At 61.5% G+C, this 17285-nt stretch carries 14 protein-coding genes and 1 pseudogene; 6 read left to right on the top strand and 9 right to left on the bottom strand.

Translation table 11 applies throughout. The annotated features are described in order from the left end of the window. Nucleotides 1-415: 415 nt before the first annotated feature. The 5 genes from N5D22_RS01650 to iolD are packed head-to-tail and all read right to left on the bottom strand — an operon-like array spanning nucleotide 416 to nucleotide 6217. The gene (locus N5D22_RS01650) at nucleotides 416-1579 is read right to left on the bottom strand and encodes a Gfo/Idh/MocA family oxidoreductase (protein WP_279655794.1); all 1164 of its coding nucleotides are present in this window, start codon (nucleotides 1577-1579) and stop codon (nucleotides 416-418) included. Then, complete coding sequence (locus N5D22_RS01645; protein WP_279655860.1) at nucleotides 1576-2637, bottom strand: sugar phosphate isomerase/epimerase; 1062 nt, start codon at nucleotides 2635-2637, stop codon at nucleotides 1576-1578. Before N5D22_RS01645 ends, N5D22_RS01650 begins: the two co-directional genes overlap by 4 nt. Nucleotides 2638-2641: 4 nt before the next feature. After that, nucleotides 2642-3454: an SDR family oxidoreductase gene (locus N5D22_RS01640; RefSeq protein WP_279655793.1), complete on the bottom strand. Its 813-nt coding sequence runs from the start codon at nucleotides 3452-3454 to the stop codon at nucleotides 2642-2644. Next, nucleotides 3451-4344, bottom strand: coding sequence for a myo-inosose-2 dehydratase (iolE, locus tag N5D22_RS01635; protein ID WP_279655792.1), 894 nt, complete (start codon nucleotides 4342-4344; stop codon nucleotides 3451-3453). The genes N5D22_RS01640 and iolE overlap by 4 nt, the downstream gene beginning before the upstream one ends. A 1-nt stretch (nucleotide 4345) precedes the next feature. Next, nucleotides 4346-6217 carry a 3D-(3,5/4)-trihydroxycyclohexane-1,2-dione acylhydrolase (decyclizing) gene (gene iolD, locus N5D22_RS01630; protein ID WP_279655791.1) on the bottom strand — a complete coding sequence of 624 codons (1872 nt, stop codon included), beginning with the start codon at nucleotides 6215-6217 and terminating at the stop codon, nucleotides 4346-4348. 105 nt (nucleotides 6218-6322) lie between these two features. On the opposite strand from iolD, the gene iolG reads away from it, so the two are divergent. The 6 genes from iolG (at nucleotide 6323) to N5D22_RS01600 (ending at nucleotide 12747) form a co-directional block, all read left to right on the top strand. Continuing rightward, nucleotides 6323-7330, top strand: a complete 1008-nt coding sequence (gene iolG / locus N5D22_RS01625; RefSeq protein WP_279655790.1) for an inositol 2-dehydrogenase — start codon at nucleotides 6323-6325, stop codon at nucleotides 7328-7330. A gap of 3 nt (nucleotides 7331-7333) precedes the next feature. Next, on the top strand, nucleotides 7334-8764 hold the full coding sequence (locus N5D22_RS01620) for an NAD-dependent succinate-semialdehyde dehydrogenase (protein ID WP_279655789.1): 1431 nt from the start codon (nucleotides 7334-7336) through the stop codon (nucleotides 8762-8764). A 124-nt stretch (nucleotides 8765-8888) separates the two neighbouring features. Then, the gene (locus tag N5D22_RS01615) at nucleotides 8889-9701 is read left to right on the top strand and encodes an aldolase/citrate lyase family protein (protein ID WP_279655788.1); all 813 of its coding nucleotides are present in this window, start codon (nucleotides 8889-8891) and stop codon (nucleotides 9699-9701) included. Continuing rightward, complete coding sequence (locus tag N5D22_RS01610) at nucleotides 9702-10670, top strand: hydroxyacid dehydrogenase (protein ID WP_279655787.1); 969 nt, start codon at nucleotides 9702-9704, stop codon at nucleotides 10668-10670. It begins immediately after the preceding gene. After that, a complete protein-coding gene (locus N5D22_RS01605) occupies nucleotides 10663-11787 on the top strand; it encodes a Gfo/Idh/MocA family oxidoreductase (protein WP_279655786.1) in 1125 nt (374 codons plus the stop codon). Before N5D22_RS01610 ends, N5D22_RS01605 begins: the two co-directional genes overlap by 8 nt. A 75-nt stretch (nucleotides 11788-11862) precedes the next feature. Then, nucleotides 11863-12747, top strand: coding sequence for a MurR/RpiR family transcriptional regulator (locus tag N5D22_RS01600; protein ID WP_080819437.1), 885 nt, complete (start codon nucleotides 11863-11865; stop codon nucleotides 12745-12747). Nucleotides 12748-12757: 10 nt separating this feature from the next. Here N5D22_RS01600 and N5D22_RS01595 read toward each other — a convergent pair whose 3' ends face one another. The 4 genes and pseudogenes from N5D22_RS01595 to N5D22_RS01580 all read right to left on the bottom strand — a co-directional run bounded on the left by N5D22_RS01595 (nucleotide 12758) and on the right by N5D22_RS01580 (nucleotide 17170). Continuing rightward, nucleotides 12758-13513 carry a sulfite exporter TauE/SafE family protein gene (locus tag N5D22_RS01595; RefSeq protein ID WP_279655785.1) on the bottom strand — a complete coding sequence of 252 codons (756 nt, stop codon included), beginning with the start codon at nucleotides 13511-13513 and terminating at the stop codon, nucleotides 12758-12760. A 57-nt stretch (nucleotides 13514-13570) separates the two neighbouring features. Then, complete coding sequence (locus N5D22_RS01590) at nucleotides 13571-14584, bottom strand: ABC transporter permease (RefSeq protein ID WP_279655784.1); 1014 nt, start codon at nucleotides 14582-14584, stop codon at nucleotides 13571-13573. Between the two features lie 35 nt (nucleotides 14585-14619). Next, nucleotides 14620-16156 (bottom strand): annotated as a pseudogene (locus tag N5D22_RS01585) (sugar ABC transporter ATP-binding protein). A gap of 87 nt (nucleotides 16157-16243) precedes the next feature. Then, nucleotides 16244-17170, bottom strand: a complete 927-nt coding sequence (locus tag N5D22_RS01580) for a substrate-binding domain-containing protein (RefSeq protein WP_279655859.1) — start codon at nucleotides 17168-17170, stop codon at nucleotides 16244-16246. Between the last annotated feature and the right edge of the window lie 115 nt (nucleotides 17171-17285).

Below are 17285 nucleotides of genomic sequence, written 5' to 3'. Positions count from 1 at the left end.
AAGAACGGCTTCCGAACGCCATCGAAAGCAGGTCAAATCAAAACACATCACCTGACCACAGGTAGGGTAAAATGGTCATTCGGTCAACTTTGATTGACCTATCGGCCAGCGCAAAACTCTGCGATACCGCAAGATATAAGCTAACATCCTACATTTGTTGCAGTCTCCACCCTGGCAGGGCCGCAGACCAATAACCTCGTCGCCACAAAACTTGACACACCTCGCCCATCCGGGCGTTTCCAGCGCATCCGTTCCGCAAGGTTTCAGAATGATCGGCCGTCGCGGCACATGTTTGCACAGGCCCGACATTCCATCGCCTCGGCGCGCGATCACCTTCCGGAAACCGGACGACCAAAACCTCCCGGACAGGCATGGCCTGTCCGGGAGGTCGATTTCCGGGCGCTGCGCTGAGCGTTTATACCGCCATCGGCGTGATCCAGCGCGGATCGGTACTTTCGGCGCTATCCACCACCGCCTCCACGAAGGCCACACCCTTCAGACCGTCATAGGCGAGCGGAATGTTGCGACCGATAGCCCCCGGCTCGCGTCCCGCCCTGCGGGCGCGGATCGCTTCCGCAAAGCCGGCATAGAGATTGGCGAAGGCCTCCAGATATCCTTCCGGGTGGCCGGGCGGGGTGCGGGTGCGCACCTTTGCGTCTTCGGAAAGATCGTCCGCGCCCCGCTTGATGGTCTGCACACGCCCGTTAAGCGGTGTATAGACGAGTTCGTTCGGCTGTTCCTGAAACCATTGCAGCGAGCCGGTCGCGCCGAATACCCGCAGACGCACGCCGTTGGAGTTGCCCAGCGCCACCTGCGACGACCACAGGAGGCCCCGCGCCCCGCCTTCATAGCGCATCATCACATGGGCATTGTCATCCAGCGCCCGCCCCGCCACGAAGGTGGCGAGATCGGCGGTGAGGGACTGCAATTTCAGCCCGGTGACGAAACCGGCCAGATGATAGGCATGCGTGCCGATATCGCCGATGGAACCGCCGCGGCCGTTCTTCTTCGGGTCGGTGCGCCACGCCGCCTGCGCATTGCCCTGCTGCTCGATGGCGGTCGCCATCCATTCCAGCGGATATTCCACCTGCACGGTGCGAACCTCGCCGATCTCGCCAGCCGCCACGCGCGCACGGGCTTCATGCACCATCGGATAACCGGAATAGGTGTAGGTCACCCCAACGAAGCGGCCGCTTTCCCGCGACAGCTTTTCCAGCGAGATGGCGTCTTCAAGCGTCGCGGTCAGCGGTTTTTCGCAAATCACGTCGAAACCGGCCTCAATCAGCGCCTTCGCGATCGGGTAGTGGGTGAAATTCGGTGTGCAGATTGCAACCGCATCGACACGATCCTCGCGGCCAGCCTCGCCGGCGATCAATTCCTGATAGCTGCCATAGCTTCGGGCCGGGTCGAGCCCCTCATTGATCGCAAAGGTGCGGCCCCTTTCGGGATCGACATCGAAGGCCCCGGCCACAAGCACCCATTTGCCATCAAGGCGTGCGGCAAGACGATGAATATTGCCGATATAGGCGCCCTGGCCACCGCCGATCATGCCCAGACGAAGTGGTCTTTCGATAGTCATTGTTCCTCCAGCCCCAGCATGGCGCGGTTGGCGTTGCGGTTCGCACCGGATTTGACGAAATCGTCAAAGGCGCGGTCCGAGACGCGGATGATGTGATCGGCGATGAAACGCGCGCCTTCAGACGCACCGTCCTCCGGATTTTTGACGAAACATTCCCACTCCAGCACCGCCCAGCCATCAAAGCCGTAGGTTGTGAGCTTCGTGAAGATCGCCCCGAAATCGATCTGCCCGTCGCCCGGGCTGCGGAAGCGGCCGGCCCGTTTGGACCAGGGCTGATAGCCGCCATAGGCGCCGGACTTTCCGTCGGGACGGAACTCGGCATCCTTGACGTGGAAGGTCTTGATCCGGTCGTGGTAATGGTCGATGAAAGCCAGATAATCCATTCCCTGCAGAACCAGATGCGAGGGATCATACATCAGGTTCGCCCGGGGATGCTCCTTGACCCTGTCGAGAAACATCTCCCAGCTATGGCCGTCATGCAGGTCTTCGCTCGGGTGGATTTCGTAGCAGACATCCACGCCATGGGCGTCGAAATCATCGAGGATCGGCGTCCAGCGGCGGGCAAGCTCGTCAAAACCTTCCTCCACCAGCCCTTCCGGCCATTGCGGATAGGGATAAAGATAGGGCCATAAAAGCGCACCGGGAAAGGTCACATGGCGGTCGATGCCGAGACGTTTCGAGGCGCGGGCGGCAAAGCGCAGTTGTTCCTCGGCCCATGCCCGACGCTTTGCGGGATTGCCGCGCACATGCTCGGGCGCAAAACTGTCCATGATCGCGTCATGGGCGGGATGCACCGCCACAAGCTGCCCGGTGATGTGGGAGGCCAGCTCGGTGATCTCCAGCCCGTGCTCGCCGAGCATGCCTTTCAGATCGTCGCAATAGGCATCGCTTTCCGCCGCCTGTTTCATGTCGATCAGGCGCGTATCCCAGGTGGGAATCTGCACCCCTTTGAAGCCCTTGTCCGACGCCCATTGCGCCAGCGAGGCAAGCGAATTGTAGGGCGCCTCATCCGCGGCGAACTGCGCCAGGAAGACGCCCGGCCCCTTGATGGTCCGCATCATCTTATTCCTCCAGCTTTTTCGCCGGCACCGGCGCGTCGTCATAACCGCCATAGACCGATTGATCGAAGGGGATCACGGCGCCCGTCATCATGCCGCTATCGTCGGATGCCATCCACAGGATGGCGCGGGCCACTTCGAGCGGATCGAGGATGCGCCCGAACGGCTTGGCCGCCGCCGCGCGGTCAATGAAATCGGGATCGCCGGTCTCGGAGAGGACGAGCTTGCGCTCGTGATCGGAGTTCATCCAGCCGATGTCGAGCTGGTTCACATGGATACGATGACGCATCAGTGAAAAGCCGGCATGGCGGGTGACGGTGGCAAGCGCGCCTTTTGATGCCGCATAAGGCGCAAGGAACGGCTGGCCTGTCAGACCCGACATCGATCCGACATTAACGACACGGCCCTCGATCCCCTCGCGGATCATCACTTTTGCCGCATCCTGAATGAGAAAGAATGGCGCACGCGTATTGACCGCGAACATCCGGTCGAAAAGCTCGGGCGTCGTGTTGAGCATATTGCCGCGATCCGTCAGGCCCGCCGCATTAACGAGGATATCGACCCGCCCGAAGCGTTTGTCCGTCGCCGGAATGATGCCCCGGACGTCATCGATATCGCCGAGATCGGCCGCCACCATCTCGACCGGCACGCCTGATTTCTGCGTGATGGCATCCGCGACCGCCTGTCCCTTTTCGACGCCGCGCCCAACAATGACGATTCCCGCCGCGCCCGCCTGCGCAAACACCTGCGCAACGGCTGCGCCCAGCCCCTGGGTTCCGCCGGTAATAACGGCGATCTTTCCTTCAATACGGTTCATTTCACGACCTCATATCCAGCGGCGTCCATCACGCGCAGTAATTCCCTGTGCCCCTTTCGGGCCATGTCCAGCGGTGGGTTCCTGATCGGGTCCTGCTCGGCCTCGACCACGAACCAGCCCTCGTAACCTTTCGACGCCAGCGCCTTGACGATCGCCTCGAAATCCAGGCTGCCATCGCCCGGCACGGTAAAGGCGCCCTTGATGACGGCATCGAGGAAACTCTCCCGGCTGCTGTCCAGCCCGCCAATAATCTCACGCCTGATATCCTTGGTGTGGACATGGGTAATGCGTGCATGGTGGTTTTCGATGACACGCATGACATCGCCGCCCGCAAAGGCCATATGCCCGGCATCAAACAGCAGCGGAACGGAGGAGTGCTTCATGAAGAGATCGAGTTCCGGCTCGGTCTCCACCACGGCCGCCATGTGGTGATGGTAAGAAATAGGCATGCCCTTCGCCGCGCACCAGTCGGCAAAGTCGGACATCTTGCGGCCATAGGCCGCCATGCCGGCCTCGTCGAGCCGGGGCTTCGTGGCAAGCGGGGCCGAGCGCACGCCCTGAATGGAGTGCGCCGTTTCGCCATAAACAATGCAGGGCGCACCGGCGGCGATGAAGAATTCCATCTGCTGCGCGATACGGTCTTTCTCCACCTCTATATCGCCATCCAGCAGCAGCCCGGAGAACCAGCCACCACACACCGATATGCCGTAGCGGTCGAGGATCGGCCCAAGCTCCGCCATATCCATCGGGAAGCGGCGTCCGGTCTCCATTCCGGTAAAGCCGGCTTCGCTTGCCTGCCTCAGGCATTCCTGAAGGCTCACATCATCGGAAAGCTCGGCAAGATCGTCATTCCACCAGGCAATCGGCGCGATACCAAGTCTTGCTTTCATCTCAGATCCCCACTCGCTGCGCCTTGCGGATGTTTTCCTGCGCGGCGCGGGCGGCACGCACAGTCTCGAAGCTGGAGACGGAGGGAACACCGACATCCCAATCGGCATCGCCCGGAACCCATTTCCACGCATCGGAAACGATGGAGATGACGGTAACGCCATCATTGCCCTGCGCCCAGATCATCGCGTCTTCAAGATCGGCAAGGCTCTCCGCCTTGCGCGCATGGGCGCCCATCGCTTGCGCATGCTTGACGAAATCGACATGCAGCGGATTTTCCCGGTCCGCCACACGGCAATCGGTCAGCAGGTTGTTGAAGCCGGGAACACCCTTGGCCTGCTGCAGACGGTTGATGACAGCATAGCCGCCATTATCGCAGACCACCACGATCATCCGGTGCCCGGTGAGCGCGGCCGAATAAATATCCGAGTTCATCATCATGTAGGTGCCGTCCCCCAGCATGACGATTGGAACACCGCCGGTGCCGCCCGGTCCTTCCTGCGCCATGGAGCAGCCCCAGCCGGCCGCTATTTCATAACCCATGCAGGAAAAACCGAATTCGCAATCGAACGTATTCGGGTTCTTGACCCGCCAGCCCTTGGTCACCTCACCCGGTGTTCCGCCCGCTGCCGCGATCAGCGTATCTTCGGGCCGCGCAACCCGGTTCAGAACCCCGACCACCTGCGCATAAGAGGGAACCGGCGCATTGGTGACCCGCTGGTGTTCGTCCAGCAGATTGTCCCATTCGGCGAACAGGGTTTTGGCCCGCTGCATATGCGCAGTATCGACCTTGTAGGCGCCAAGCGCGTGGTCCAGCTCATCGATCGTCTCGAGCGCATCGCCGACGACGGAAAGCGCCCGGTGCTTGACCGCATCGAAGCGGGCGGCATTGATGGAAATGAACTGCGCGTCGCGGGAGAAAGCCGTCCAGGAACCCGTGGTGAAATCCTGAAGCCGGGTACCGATCGCCAGCACGACATCCGCCTCTTTAGCCAGCGCATTCGCCGAGGTTGATCCGACAATGCCGATAGGCCCGGCATGGACCGGATGGTGATGGGTGAGCGCGCCCTTGCCGGCGATGGTTTCGACCACGGGAATGCCGCGCTTTGCAGCGAAATCGGCAAGGCGCTCTGCCGCCAGCGAATAACGCACGCCGCCGCCGGAAATGATGAGCGGATATTTCGCCTGCGCCAGCAGTCGGGCGGCGGCCGCCACGGCGTCACGGTCCGGACGCGGGCGCGGGATTTTCCAGACCTTCGGTTCGAAGAAGACCGCCGGATAATCGAAAGCGATTTCCTGCGTATCCTGCGCAAGACCGATGAAAGCCGGGCCGCAATCGGCCGGATCGAGCATGGTGGCGACCGCCTGCGGCAGCGATTGCAGCAATTGTTCCGGCAGCACGATCCTGTCCCAGTAACGCACCACGGATTTGAACGCGTCATTGACGGTCAATGTCGGATCGCCGAAATGCTCGACCTGCTGCAGAACCGGGTCCGGTAGACGGCTTGCAAATGTATCGCCGGCGAGAAGCAGGACGGGAAGACGGTTGGCCATGGCAACGCCGGCGGCGGTCACCATGTTCAGCGCCCCCGGCCCGATCGATGTCGCGGCGACCATGATCTGCCTGCGCCTTTTTGCCTTGGCAAAACCGATTGCGGCAAGCGCCATGGATTGTTCGTTCTGCCCACGCCATGTCGGCAACTGGTCCTGCACCGTCTCCAGAGCTTCGGAAAGGCATGTGACATTGCCATGCCCGAAAATCGCGAAGACGCCCGCGAACAGCGGAACGCGCTCTCCGTCGATCTCGGTAAACTGGTTGCACAGGTAACGTACTAGCGCCTGAGCCATGGTCAGGCGTAAGGTCTTAGCGGTCATCTCGCCTCCTCCTGCGGATGGTTGTTGATATGTTTTTGGAATGCATATTGACAAATTCAACACTTTGCAATGATTATTGCCAAATACCTCGGGAGGAAAATTTCAATGCTGAGAATTGCAGTGCTTGGCGTGGGCCGTATCGGCCGCATGCATGCGGAAAACATCGTCGCCCATCCACGGGCGACACTGGCTGGTGTCTTTGATGTATACGAGCCCTCGGCGAAAGAAATCGCCGAAAAGCTTGATGTAACGAGGTTCGAGTCGGCGGAAGCGGTCTTCGCTTCGCCTGCGGTCGACGCCGTACTGATCGCCACCTCGACGCCCACCCATGCGGATCTGCTGGAGAAGGCGGTTGCGGCGGGAAAACCCGTCCTTTGCGAGAAGCCCATCGATCTCTCCCTCGACCGCGTCAATGCCTGCGCAACAAAAATTGCCGGCAGCAAGGTGCCGATCATGCTCGGCTTCGTCAGACGTTTCGACAGCGGACATCGCGCCGTGCGCGAGGCGGTCGAGAACGGAACGATAGGCGAATTGCATCAGGCCGTCATCACCTCGCGCGATCCGGGCATGGCGCCCGCCGCCTATATCGAAATGTCGGGCGGAATTTTCCGCGACATGACGATCCATGATTTCGACATGGCCCGCTTCATTCTGGGTGAGGAGATCGTGCAAGTCTCGGCCACCGGTTCGCGGCTGGTCGACCCGGCGCTGATGGAGAAGTGCGGTGACTACGACACCGTCACCGTGGTGCTGAAGACCGCTTCAGGCAAACAATGCACGATCAGCAATTCGCGGCGCGCGGTTTATGGCTATGACCAGCGGGTGGAGGCCTTCGGAAGTGCCGGCATGGCGATTTCCGAAAACCGGACGCTCAATCACCTGCGTCTCCACACGGAAAGCGGCACCGACCGGGCAGCACCGCTGATGAACTTCTTCATCGACCGTTATGCCGATGCCTTCGCAGCGGAAATCAGCGCCTTTGTCGATGCGGTGGAACAGGACAAGGCGCCGGAAGTGGGCTTTGAAGACGGCCGCCTGGCATTGCTTCTCGCCGAAGCGGCAATCCGTTCCGCCGCGGAAGGGCGCACCGTCAACACAAGCGAGATCGGGTAAGCCATGTACGCGAATTTTGGACTTTTCATAAACGGTCGCTGGCTTGCCGGCGCCGCGACGGGCGAAGTTGTTTCTCCGGTCAGCGGCGCAATTCTTGGCGAGGTGACGCTTGCCACCGCCCGCGAGACCCGTGATGCGATTGATGCGGCGGCGGCGGCCCTTCCGAAGCTGCGCGCCATGGGCGGCTTTGCACGCGCCGAGGCGCTGCATCGGGCCGCCGACGAAATGTTGCACCGCGCCGATGAGGGTGCAAGAATGATCTCGCTGGAGACCGGCAAACCGATTGCCCAGGCGGGCCGCGAATGGACGCTTTCCTGCGACCAGTTCCGCTGGTTTGCCGAAGAAGCGCGCCGCATCTATGGCCGCATCGTCGACAGCCGGGTGCCCGGCGGCCGGTTTGAGGTAACCCGCGAAGCCGTCGGCATCGTCGGCGCTTTCACCGCCTGGAATTTCCCGGCCGCGCTTCCGGCGCGTAAGCTCGCCCCGGCGCTCGCCGCCGGCTGCCCCGTCGTTCTGCGCCCCTCATCCCAGACACCGGGCGTCGCCATGGTCATGATCGATTGCCTGAGAGCAGCCGGTCTTCCCGATGGCGCCGTCAATCTGGTTGTCGGCTCGACCGCCGATACCTATGGTCCGATCATGGCGGACAAGCGCGTGCGCAAGGTCTCGCTGACGGGCTCCACCCGGGTCGGCCAACAAATGATCCGTGACGCCGCTGAGACCGTGAAGAAGGTGTCGATGGAACTGGGCGGCAATGCGCCCCTCATCATTTATGACGATGCGGATCTCGACAATGCGCTCGATCTTGCCGTGCCGACCAAATTCGCCAATTGCGGCCAGGTCTGCGTGACGCCGGATCGCATCTTCGTTCACGATAGCCTGCACGACGCATTCGTCGACGGTTTCGTGGCCCGCGCGGCGAAAATCAGGCTCGGTGACGGGCTTGATCCCGATACCGGCATGGGTCCGCTCATCAATGGCGGTCGTCTTGAAGAGATCGAGGCCGTGGTCGCCGACGCCGTGCGCGCCGGCGCAAAAATCGCCCATGGCGGCAAGCGCCCAACGCACCTGAACCACGGCTTCTTTTTCGAACCCACCGTGCTGACCGGCGTGACGGATAAGATGAAGGTTTTTGCCGAAGAAAATTTCGGTCCGATTGCCGCAATCACCCGTTTCAGCACCGAGGACGAGGTTCTGGAGCGGGCCAACGCCTCCGACATGGGCCTTTCCGCCTATGCCTTCACCCGGTCCCCGGACAGGGCACGGCGAACGGTAGCGGCACTGAAATCCGGCATGGTCGGCATCAACAGTTTCGCGCTCGCCGCATCCGAAGCGCCTTTCGGCGGCACCAACCATTCCGGCATGGGGCGCGAGGGCGGTATAGAAGGGATAAGCGATTATCTCGAAACCAAACTCGCCCAGATCGTCTTTTAGAGCATTTCCAGTAAAAGTGCGCAGCGGTTTTACGTCCGGAAAATGCGGAAAAACAAAGGTCTAGAGCACATCCGACGATTCCGTTTACGTGCTCTAGCGACAGACATTCTTGCAGGAGAATCCCATGCGGAAAAACAAATTGAAGGAAATCTGGGCCGAGGGGCGTCCGGTGCTGCATGGCTGGCTGTCGATTGCCAGCCCGTTCAGCGCCGAAATCATGGCGGCGCAGGATTACGACGCCATCTCCATCGACATCCAGCACGGCGCAGTCGATTACAAGGATGTGCTTGGCATGTTCCAGGCGATGCGCGCCTCCAACAAGGTGCTGATGGCGCGGGTGCCATGGCTCGATGCGGCGTGGATATCGAAGGTTCTGGATGCGGGCGCCTATGGCATCATCTGCCCGATGATCAACAACCGGGCGCAAGCCGAGCAATTTGTTCGTTACATGCGCTACCCGCCGCTCGGGGAGCGCAGCTTCGGCCCCACCCGCGCCATTTACGCCGCCGGCGGCAATTATGCCGCGGAAGCCAATGACGAGATCCTCGCCTTTGCGATGATCGAGACGGCGGAGGCCATGGACAATCTCGAGGAGATCGCCTCCACCCCCGGCCTCGACGGGATTTATGTCGGCCCCGCCGATCTCAGTTTCTCGCTTTCGAAAGGGCAATTGACACCCGCCTTCGACCGGGAAGAGCCTGAAGTCATCGACGCCATCAAGCGCATCCTCGACGCCTGCCACCGCAACGGCATCAAGGCGGCCCTCCATTGCGGCACGGCGGATTACGCAGCCCGTGCGGTGGAATGGGGCTTCGACATGACGACCGTATCCGGCGATTCACGGCTTCTCGCCGCCGCAGCGACGGAATCGACCGCGACCTGGCGCAGGCTGGTGGAAAAGACCGCCAAAAAAACCGATGGAAAAGGGGGGTATTGAATGCCGAACCTTCTCGTGGCCGGAAAACTTCATCCTTCCGGCGAAGCGATGCTGCGCGATCTGCCGTCCCTCGGCTTCTCCGTCCGCTATATCGAGGATGTTTCCGAAGCCTCCTATGCGCCCTTCATCGAGGAGGCGGATGCTATCGTCATCCGCACGCAACCGCTCTCGGCCGCCACCATTGCCAGGGCCGGACGGCTGAAAGTGGTATCCCGCCATGGGGTGGGTTACGATAGCGTCGATCTTGCCGAACTCAACCGCCGCAACATCGCGCTCACCATCGTCGGCGACGTCAATTCCGTCTCCGTTGCCGAACATGCGATGATGCTGCTGCTGGCGGCGGCAAAGCGGGCCATACTCGCCGACCGCGCGGTCCGTGAAGCGGGAGAGTGGAGTTGGCGAAACAGGCTGGAACAGCAGGAAATATCCGGCAAGAACCTCCTGATCCTCGGTTATGGCCGGATCGGGCGGCATCTTGCCAGAATGGCGTCGGGTTTCGGCATGCATATCCGCGCCTACGACCCCTATCTCCTGCAAGCGGGATGGCCCGAGGGACCGACAAGACCCGTATCACTGGAAGAAGGCCTGCCCTGGGCCGATTATATTTCCGTGCATATTCCCAAAGGACCAAACCCGGCCATCGGGGCCGCCGAAATCGCCCTGATGAAACGCGGCGTCGTTCTGTCCAATACGGCGCGCGGCGGCGTTGTCTGTGAAAAGGCGCTCAGCGAAGCGCTCGCCTCGGGTCATGTCGGCGCCGCCGGGCTTGACGTCTTCGATGACGAGCCGCCGGAAAGCTCCTCGCCGCTGCTATCGCAGTTCAATACCGTCCTGTCGCCGCATATTGCCGGGCTTACGGCGGAATGCGGGGAGAGGATGGCCATCGCGTCCATCCAGAACGCCGTCAATTACCTGAAAGGGACGATCGATCCCGGCCTCATCGTCAATCCGGAATTTGCTCATGTCTGAAAAACCCGTTCTCCGCGTCGGCCTCATCGGCACCGGCTTCATGGGCAAGGCCCATGTCTTCGGTTTCGCCTCCGCCCAGAAGGTCTTCGACCTTCCCTACCGGATCGAACTGCATACCGTTGCCGACATCACCGAAGACGCAGCCGCACGGGCAGCTGCGGATTTCGGCTTTGCCCATTCCACGGCGGACTGGCGCAGCATCATCGCCGATCCGGATATCGACCTCGTCGACATCACCGCGCCAAACGCCCTGCACAAGGAGATGGCGCTTGCCGCCATTGCCGCCGGCAAACATGTCTATTGCGAAAAGCCGCTGGCGCCGCTTGCCGCGGATGCCGGCGAGATGGCCGCAGCCGCGGCTGCGCGCGGCGTCAAAACGCAGGTGGGCTTCAACTATCTCTGCAATCCCATGCTGCGGCTGGCACGGGAAATGGTGGCCGCAGGCGAACTCGGCAAGATACGCGGTTATCGTGGCCTGCACGCCGAGGACTACATGGCCGACGCCGCAGGCGCCTTCACCTTCCGCCACGATCCGGCCGGCGGCGGCGCGCTTGCCGATATCGGCTCCCACGCGCTTGCGACAGCTGAATTCCTGCTCGGCCCGATAACCCAGGTGATGGGCGATTGCGTGACGCTGATTGCCGAGCGGCCGGATGGCAGGGGCGGCAAACGCAAGGTGGAAGTGGACGATGTGGGCCGCGCCTTCCTGCGTTTCGCCAATGGCGCGCAGGGCTCGGTCGAAGGCAACTGGATCGCCACCGGCCGCAAGATGCAGCATGATTTCGAAATCTATGGCGACAAGGGTGCGCTTTATTTCACGCAGGAGCGCTTCAACGAGCTGCATTTCTATTCGGCCGCCGACCCGGCCGGCCGCCGCGGCTTCCGCCGGATCGAGGCTTCGCCCGATCACGTGCCCTATGGCCGCTTCTGCGTCGCACCCGGCCATCAGCTCGGATTCAACGACCTGAAAGCCATCGAAATCGAAGGTTATCTTCGGGCAATCGCGGGACAGACACCAGAGCCTTTCGGCTTCGCTGCCGGCCTGCGCATCCAGCGGCTGGTCGAGACGATCCAGCGCTCGTCATCGGCACGGCAATGGATGGATGTCGCTGCCTGAAATCCCGGATTAAGCGGCGGGCTGCGGACCTTCATGCCACTTGGAAAACCGCAATAAATATTGCAAGATCATGCCATGAAGCAACAACCGCAGCCCGTCGACCCTCCGAAAGATTACGAAGAACTGATCCGCCTCATCCATGATCGTCATGATCAGATGAGCAAGACCTATCAGCGGATCTCCGTCTATCTGACGCAGAACCCCAATGAAGTCGCCGTGCATTCGGTCAATACCATTGCCGAGCGGCACAATATCCACGCCTCCAGTTTCGTGCGGTTTGCGCAGTCGCTGGGCTACAAGGGTTTCAAGGAGCTGCAGGCGCTGTTCCAGAAACGGCTGGCGACGGCGGCTCCAGGTTTCGAGGCACGCGTGCGCGCGCTCGACGATGAATTGCAAAGCCGCGAGGACCGTTCGGAATATGGTTTCCTTCACGATCTTGTCGTCAGGGATATCGCCTCGCTACAGGACCTGCTCGAACGCATCAGCGCCGAGCAGCTCGGCACCGCCGCCGATCTGATCGAGGCCGCCGGCACCGTCTATCTCGTCGGCCAGCTGCGCTCCGCACCGGTGGCGGAACTGCTGCGTTACATTCTCACCATGCTCGGCAAGCAATGTATCCTTCTCGATCCGGGTGGCGGGCTCGCCACCCATATGGCGCGGACGATGAAGACCGGTGACGTGCTGATCGCGGTGTCGTTCCGATTTTACGCGACGGAAGTGGTGAATATCGTCGAGGAGGCGGAAAAGATCGGTGTGCCGACCGTAGCGATATCCGACAGTACCCTGTCGCCGCTGGCAAAATCGGCAAAGGTCCTGTTTTCGGTCCCCGAGCACGATTACAGCTTTTCCCGGTCTCTGGCCGCGCCGATGTGCCTTGCGCAGGCTCTGGCCGTCGCCGTTGCCGCGCGTGTTCAGAAGAACGAAACAGCGCCGCGCATTCCGACGGTGACCGGCCTCTAGGCACCCACACTCAAAGCCCTGTCACGCCGTCCCAGATCAGCTTCACCGCCACCAGCGCCACGGACACATAGGTCAGCGGATAAAAGATCGAGGCGCGCATGTGGCGCACCGTCCAGGCGCCGAGCCATGTGGAGACGATAGCCAACGGCACCATCAGGGCGGCGCGGCCGAGATTTTGCGCGCCGAAACCGCCGAGAGCCGCATAGGGCACGAGTTTCAGCACATTGGTGATGGCAAAGAACATCACATTGGTGCCGGTGAAAACCTTCGGGTCCATACGAAGCGGCAGCAGATAGACCTGCAGCGGCGGCGCGCCGGCATGGGCGACAAAGCTGGTGTAACCCGCAAGCAGGCTCCAGAAGCGTCCCGCCATCGGCCGCTCCTTCGCAACCGTCACCAGGACGCCCCTTGAAAGCACGACGCGCAGCACGAACACGGCCGAGACAAGGCCGACGATCAGGCGCACCACGGCATCCGAGGTGATCTCGGCGGTCATCCATCCGAGCCCGATGCCGACGACGGCCGCCGGCAGAAGCTGTCGCATGATCCGCCAGTCGACCCAGTTGCGCCAGGCCGCCACGCCGACCATGTCCATGACCACCAGAATGGGCAGCAGGATGGCGGCCGCCGTAACCGGCGACATCACCAACGCCATCAGCGGCACACCGAGCAGGCTCATGCCGCCGAGCCCGCCCTTGGAAAGCCCGACCAGCACGACGGCGAGCACGGTGACGCCCAATTCCAGAGGAGAGTTGAAAAGGTTCAAGTACATCTCCTCGGCATCGCCGCCGGCACCCCCTTCGGGGCACCGCGCGCATGGATATCAGCCCTTCCGGAGCCGGGCTTTTTGACGGTAGACATCAGCAACGACCGCGCTGACGATGATCAGTCCCTTGACGATCTCCTGATAATAAGCATCCACGCGCAGGAATGTGAAGCCGGACATCATCAGGCCGAGGATCACCGTGCCGATGACGGTGCCGAAAATGCGGCCCCGGCCGCCCGAGAGCGAAGTACCGCCGATGACCGCCGCGGCGATGGCGTCCAGTTCGTACATCATGCCCATGCCGGCCTGCGCCGTTTCCGCGCGGGCGGCGGTGACAATGCCGGCGAGGCCTGCGAGCAGGCCGGCAATGGCATAGACCTTGACCAGATGCAGCTGGACATTGATGCCGGACACCCGGGCCGCCTGCATGTTCGCGCCGATCGCATAGGTGAACTTGCCATAGCGTGTATAACGCAGGGCAATGTGGAAGGTGACGGCGACAAGCAGGAAAATGACGACCGGCCATGCGCCCGAGCCGATCGAGGCGAAGCTTTCGGTCGGAAAGGAGATCGGCTGGCCCTTCGTATACCACTTGGCGATGCCGCGTGCGGTGACCATCATGCCGAGCGTGGCGATGAAGGGCGGTATTCCCGTGACCGCGATGAGCGTGCCGTTGACGATGCCGGCGATCAGGCCGAGACCGAGGCCGACGGCCAGCGGCACCACCACGGGCATATCGGTCAGCGCCGGATAGATCGCTCTGGCAAAATCGCTGCTCTGGGCGAAACTCATGGCGATCATGGCCGTCATCGCCACCACCGACCCCGAACTGAGATCGATGCCGCCGGTGATGATGACCTGGGTGACGCCGACGGCGATGATGCCGACGACGGAGACCTGCAGGATCATGATTGTCAGGCGCTGCGGGCTCGCTAGAAAACTCTGCCCCTGCACGAACCATCCAAGCAGTTCGAAGACCAGGGCGACGCCGATCAGCACGGTCAGAATGTTCAGCTCCTGCGGCAGCTTTCGTCTTTTCGTTTCGACCGGCTCGGTCTGTACGCTATCCATAATTTTTCCCTCCCCGGCGTTTCCGCCGTTGCGGCCTAGCGGGCCGCCAGTTCCATGATTTTGACTTGGTCCGCTTCGGCACGGTCGAGAATCCCGGTCATGTGCCCCTCATGCATCACGAGGATCCGGTCCGACATGCCGAGGACCTCCGGCAGCTCCGAAGAGATCATGATGACGGCGACGCCCTCCTTCGCCAGATTGGAAATCAGCCGGTGGATTTCCGCCTTGGCGCCCACATCGATGCCGCGTGTCGGCTCATCCAGAATAAGGATCGCAGGTTTCGTCAAAAGCCAGCGGGCGATCAGCACCTTCTGCTGGTTGCCGCCGGACAGGTTTTCGATACGCTCCTCGAGATCGGGCGTCTTGATGCGCAGCGCCTTCTTCATGTCATTGCACAGAACCGTCAGCCCGCGCTCATCGACACAACCCATCGTTACGTGGCCATTCCGGAGGGCTGCGATCTGCATGTTTTCGAGAATAGAGAGCGGCAGAAAACAGCCGGTTGCCTTGCGGTCTTCGGTCAGCAGCGCCATGCCCTCGCGCATCGCATCCGTCGGCGAACGGATCGTGACCGGAGCGCCGTTGATGCGAATTTCCCCCTCGCTTGCCGGCGCCACCCCGAAAATCGCCTCGGCGACGTTGGAACGGCCTGAGCCTACCAGCCCCGCAAGGCCGAGGATTTCGCCGCGATGCAGATCGAAGGAAATACCGCGGAAAACGCCGGACAAGCCGAGATCACGGACCTCGAGAACCACGTCGCCGATCGATGCCTCCTGCTTGGGAAACATGTTGGTGATCTCGCGTCCGACCATCATTCTGATGATGTCATCGCGCGTGACATCGCTGCTCGCATGGGTTCCGACATATCGCCCGTCGCGGAACACCGAAAACTCGTCGGCGATCTCGAACAGCTCGTTCATCTTGTGGGTGATGTAGACGATGCCGATATTGCGGGACCGCAGGTCGCGGATGATATCGAAGAGATGCGCGACCTCTGATTCCGTCAGGGCCGATGTCGGCTCATCCATGATCAGCACGCTGGACTGGTAACTGACGGCCTTGGCGATTTCGACCATCTGCCGCTGCGCCACCGTCAGCGTGCTGACCTCCGCCGCCGGATCGATATTGATCTTCAGCTGGTTAAACAGCGCCTGCGTATCGGCAAGCATTTTTGCATGGTCTATCAGGCCCAGACGGTTTTTCGGCTCGCGGCGGATCCAGATGTTCTCCGCCACGGTCATCCAGTCCATCAGCGCCAGTTCCTGATGGATCATGGCGATGCCGCGCTCCAGCGCATCGCGCGGGCTTTTGAGACGGACATCCTTCTCCCCGCAGCCTGACAGTGCCGGCATCCGGGCTGTAAATCCCGGCGATGATCTTCATGAGCGTCGACTTGCCGGCGCCATTTTCGCCCATCAGCGCATGCACGGAACCGGGGCGCAGGCGGAACTGCACATCATCCAGCGCAACGACTCCCGGAAATTCCTTCCGCACCCCCTCGATTTCGAGAAGATAAGGTCCGATGGTCTGCTTGAAGCGCTCGATCGCCTCTAAGGTGGTCGTGGAAATCATATCTCACCCGTCCTTTATCCGGCCGCCGGCCGGGCCATGATTTGCAGCGCCGGCGACCGGGACAAGGCCCCGGCCGCCAGCCGCAAATCAGTTGCTGGACTTGTATTGAGCGACATTGGCGGGGGTAACGAGCTCGAAGGGCACGTCCACCTTCTGCTCGAATTTTTCGCCACGCGCGATTTTGAGGACGGTCTCGAGAGAGCCTTCGCCCTGCCCCTTGGCGGACTGGTAGACCGTGACGTCGAGGTCGCCCGCTTCCATGGCCGCCAGCGCGTCCTGCGTTGCGTCAACACCCGCGACAATGACATCCTTCATGCCGACACCGGAGGATTTCAGCGCCTGGATCGCGCCGAGCGCCATCTCGTCATTGTTTCCAAGCACGATGGTCGGTTTCATTCCCGATGTGATCCAGTTGGTCATCAGGTCCATGGCCGGGGTGCGCATCCAGTTAGCGGTCTGCGCGTCCAGCAGCTTGATGTTTTTGCAGGCATCGCTTTTGAGGACACGTTCGGCTGCCGCGGTGCGGCCACGCTGACCGGTGGTGCCGAGCTGGCCCATGAGAATGACGGCATCGCCCTTGCCGGCGGCAAGCTTGCAGACCTCGGTCGCCTGCAATTCACCGGCCTGCTCCTCATTGGAGCCGACCCATGCCTGCTTTTCCGGGAATTTTTCCATATTGGCCGGCAGCATGTTCACAAAAACCAGCGGAATGCCCGCCTGATCGGCGATCTTCGACATGGCCTTGCCGGAATCCGCATCCACCAGCATGGTGATGATACCGTCGACACCGGCGGCAACGAAATTTTCGATCTGCGACTGCTGCCGGGCAATATCGCCCTGCGCATCTTCCATCTGGACTTCGACGCCGAGGTCCTTGGCGTGGCGCTGGATATTGTGACGCAACACGGTCAGGTAGTTATCATCGAAGAGCGACATTGCCACACCGATCTTCTCGGCATGGGCGGCGCTTGCCATCAGGGCGCAGAATGCGGTTGTGACTGCGATTTTCTTGATCACGAGATTTTCTCCTCCTCTTTTCCCCGCACGTACGAATGTGTGCGACCACGCAAACCGGGGCTGCCGGCCATCTCCAGGGCATGACTTCGCCTTGACGGATGCAGCAGCACAA

The organism is Agrobacterium sp. GD03872, from assembly GCF_029840625.1.
Classification (GTDB): Bacteria; Pseudomonadota; Alphaproteobacteria; order Rhizobiales; family Rhizobiaceae; genus Agrobacterium; species Agrobacterium fabrum_A.
Note: the sequence above shows the minus strand (reverse complement) of the source record. Positions and strands in the feature narration are given on the sequence as shown.

Coding starts and splice junctions, on each gene's coding strand:
- N5D22_RS01640 (WP_279655793.1), bottom strand. CDS start 3,454: ATGAACCGTATTGAAGGAAAGATCGCCGTTATTACCGGCGGAACCCAG.
- N5D22_RS01620 (WP_279655789.1), top strand. CDS start 7,334: ATGTACGCGAATTTTGGACTTTTCATAAACGGTCGCTGGCTTGCCGGC.
- iolG (WP_279655790.1), top strand. CDS start 6,323: ATGCTGAGAATTGCAGTGCTTGGCGTGGGCCGTATCGGCCGCATGCAT.
- N5D22_RS01615 (WP_279655788.1), top strand. CDS start 8,889: ATGCGGAAAAACAAATTGAAGGAAATCTGGGCCGAGGGGCGTCCGGTG.
- N5D22_RS01610 (WP_279655787.1), top strand. CDS start 9,702: ATGCCGAACCTTCTCGTGGCCGGAAAACTTCATCCTTCCGGCGAAGCG.
- N5D22_RS01600 (WP_080819437.1), top strand. CDS start 11,863: ATGAAGCAACAACCGCAGCCCGTCGACCCTCCGAAAGATTACGAAGAA.
- iolE (WP_279655792.1), bottom strand. CDS start 4,344: ATGAAAGCAAGACTTGGTATCGCGCCGATTGCCTGGTGGAATGACGAT.
- N5D22_RS01605 (WP_279655786.1), top strand. CDS start 10,663: ATGTCTGAAAAACCCGTTCTCCGCGTCGGCCTCATCGGCACCGGCTTC.
- N5D22_RS01590 (WP_279655784.1), bottom strand. CDS start 14,584: ATGGATAGCGTACAGACCGAGCCGGTCGAAACGAAAAGACGAAAGCTG.
- N5D22_RS01650 (WP_279655794.1), bottom strand. CDS start 1,579: ATGACTATCGAAAGACCACTTCGTCTGGGCATGATCGGCGGTGGCCAG.
- N5D22_RS01645 (WP_279655860.1), bottom strand. CDS start 2,637: ATGCGGACCATCAAGGGGCCGGGCGTCTTCCTGGCGCAGTTCGCCGCG.
- iolD (WP_279655791.1), bottom strand. CDS start 6,217: ATGACCGCTAAGACCTTACGCCTGACCATGGCTCAGGCGCTAGTACGT.